The following is a 2,968-nucleotide window of genomic DNA, read 5'->3' as shown; positions in this document are numbered from 1 at the left end:
ACCTCGAACCTATCTACCTCATCGTCTCTGAGGGATCTTACTCTTTACAGATGGGAAGTCTCATCTTGAGGGGGGCTTCATGCTTAGATGCTTTCAGCACTTATCCCTTCCACACGTAGCTACCCAGCTATGCTCCTGGCGGAACAACTGGTGCACCAGCGGTATGTCCATCCCGGTCCTCTCGTACTAAGGACAGCTCCTCTCAAACTTCCAACGCCCACGACGGATAGGGACCGAACTGTCTCACGACGTTCTGAACCCAGCTCGCGTACCGCTTTAATGGGCGAACAGCCCAACCCTTGGGACCGACTACAGCCCCAGGATGCGATGAGCCGACATCGAGGTGCCAAACCTCCCCGTCGATGTGGACTCTTGGGGGAGATAAGCCTGTTATCCCCGGGGTAGCTTTTATCCGTTGAGCGACGGCCCTTCCATTCGGTACCGCCGGATCACTAAGCCCGACTTTCGTCCCTGCTCGACTTGTAGGTCTCGCAGTCAAGCTCCCTTATGCCTTTGCACTCTACGAATGATTTCCAACCATTCTGAGGGAACCTTTGGGCGCCTCCGTTACTCTTTGGGAGGCGACCGCCCCAGTCAAACTGCCCGCCTGACACTGTCTCCGAACCGGATCACGGTCCTGGGTTAGAAGATCAACACAATCAGGGTGGTATCCCACCAGCGCCTCCACGTAAGCTAGCGCTCACGCTTCTAAGGCTCCCACCTATCCTGTACAAATTGTGCCAATATTCAATATCAGGCTACAGTAAAGCTCCACGGGGTCTTTCCGTCCTGTCGCGGGTAATGCGCATTTTCACGCATAGTTTAATTTCACCGGGTCTCTCGTTGAGACAGTGCCCAAGTCGTTGCACCTTTCGTGCGGGTCGGAACTTACCCGACAAGGAATTTCGCTACCTTAGGACCGTTATAGTTACGGCCGCCGTTTACTGGGGCTTCAGTTCAATGCTTCGCTTTACAGCTAACATGTCCCCTTAACCTTCCAGCACCGGGCAGGTGTCAGCCCCTATACTTCGCCTTGCGGCTTCGCAGAGACCTGTGTTTTTGCTAAACAGTCGCTTGGGCCCTTTCACTGCGGCTTCTCAGAATGAGAAGCACCCCTTCTCCCGAAGTTACGGGGTCATTTTGCCGAGTTCCTTAACGAGAGTTCTCCCGCTCACCTTAGAATTCTCATCTCGCCTACCTGTGTCGGTTTGCGGTACAGGCACCACTTTTCTCACTAGAGGCTTTTCTTGGCAGTGTGAAGTCGGGAACTTCGATACTTTATTTCTCTCCCCATCACAACTTGTGATTATGCCAGACGGATTTGCCTATCTGACTCACTCATTGCTTGGACGCACTCTTCCATCCGTGCGCTTTCCCTATCCTACTGCGTTCCCCCATCGCTCAAACAAAAAGGAGGTGGTACAGGAATATCAACCTGTTGTCCATCGTCTACGCCTTTCGGCCTCGACTTAGGTCCTGACTAACCCTGAGAGGACGAGCCTTCCTCAGGAAACCTTAGGCATTCGGTGAAGAAGATTCTCACTTCTTTTTCGCTACTCATACCGGCATTCTCACTTCTAAGCGCTCCACCAGTCCTCACGGTCTGACTTTACAGCACTTAGAACGCTCTCCTACCATTGATCAAAGATCAATCCGTAGCTTCGGTGATACGTTTAGCCCCGGTACATTTTCGGCGCAGCGTCACTCGACCAGTGAGCTATTACGCACTCTTTAAATGATGGCTGCTTCTAAGCCAACATCCTGGTTGTCTGTGCAACGCCACATCCTTTTCCACTTAACGTATACTTTGGGACCTTAGCTGACGGTCTGGGTTGTTTCCCTCTCGACTATGAACCTTATCACCCACAGTCTGACTCCCAAGGTAATATCATTGGCATTCGGAGTTTGACTGAATTCGGTAACCCGGTAGGGGCCCCTAGTCCAATCAGTGCTCTACCTCCAAGATACATGCCTTGAGGCTAGTCCTAAAACTATTTCGGAGAGAACCAGCTATCTCCGTGTTCGATTGGCATTTCACCCCTACCCACACCTCATCCCCGCATTTTTCAACATACGTGGGTTCGGGCCTCCAGTCAGTGTTACCTGACCTTCACCCTGGACATGGGTAGATCACACGGTTTCGGGTCTACGACCACCTACTACATGCGCCCTATTCAGACTCGCTTTCGCTGCGGCTCCGCCTTTTCTGGCTTAACCTTGCAGGGGATCGTAACTCGCCGGTCCATTCTACAAAAGGTACGCCGTCACCCATTAACGGGCTTCGACTAATTGTAGGCACACGGTTTCAGGATCTCTTTCACTCCCCTTCCGGGGTGCTTTTCACCTTTCCCTCACGGTACTGGTACACTATCGGTCACTAGGGAGTATTTAGCCTTGGGAGATGGTCCTCCCGGATTCCGACGGAATTTCACGTGTTCCGCCGTACTCAGGATCCACATCGGAGGGTAGAATTTTTCCATTACAGGGCTGTTACCTTCTATGGCAGACCTTTCCAGGTCGCTTCGTGTAAACTCTACCTTTGTAACTCCATATGATGTGTCCTACAACCCCAAGAAGCAAGCTTCTTGGTTTGGGCTGATTCCGTTTCGCTCGCCGCTACTCAGGAAATCGCATTTGCTTTCTCTTCCTCTGGGTACTTAGATGTTTCAGTTCCCCAGGTCTGCCTTCATTAACCTATGGATTCAGTTAATGATATCACGTCATTACACGTGATGGGTTCCCCCATTCGGAAATTTCCGGATCATAGCTTACGTACAGCTCCCCGAAACATATCGGTGTTCGTCCCGTCCTTCATCGGCTCCTAGTGCCAAGGCATCCACCGTGCGCCCTTTCTTACTTAACTAATATGAGTAAACTCTTTATTACTACAGTAAAAAGACGTTTGGTCTTAATTTCTTTCAAAGTTTGATGTCTTGTCATACTTCTTTATCTAGTTTTCAAGGTACAA

Annotated in this window: 1 rRNA gene; it reads right to left on the bottom strand. The window is 50.9% G+C overall.

The features are described from left to right. Window positions 1-2,863 (bottom strand): 23S ribosomal RNA (locus tag BM163_RS13550); the annotation flags it as partial. Between the last annotated feature and the right edge of the window lie 105 nt (window positions 2,864-2,968).

The organism is Halolactibacillus alkaliphilus (assembly GCF_900115465.1).
Lineage (GTDB): Bacteria > Bacillota > Bacilli > Bacillales > Amphibacillaceae > Halolactibacillus > Halolactibacillus alkaliphilus.
The sequence above is the reverse complement of the archived record's forward strand: the minus strand, read 5'-3'. Positions and strand labels throughout refer to the sequence as shown.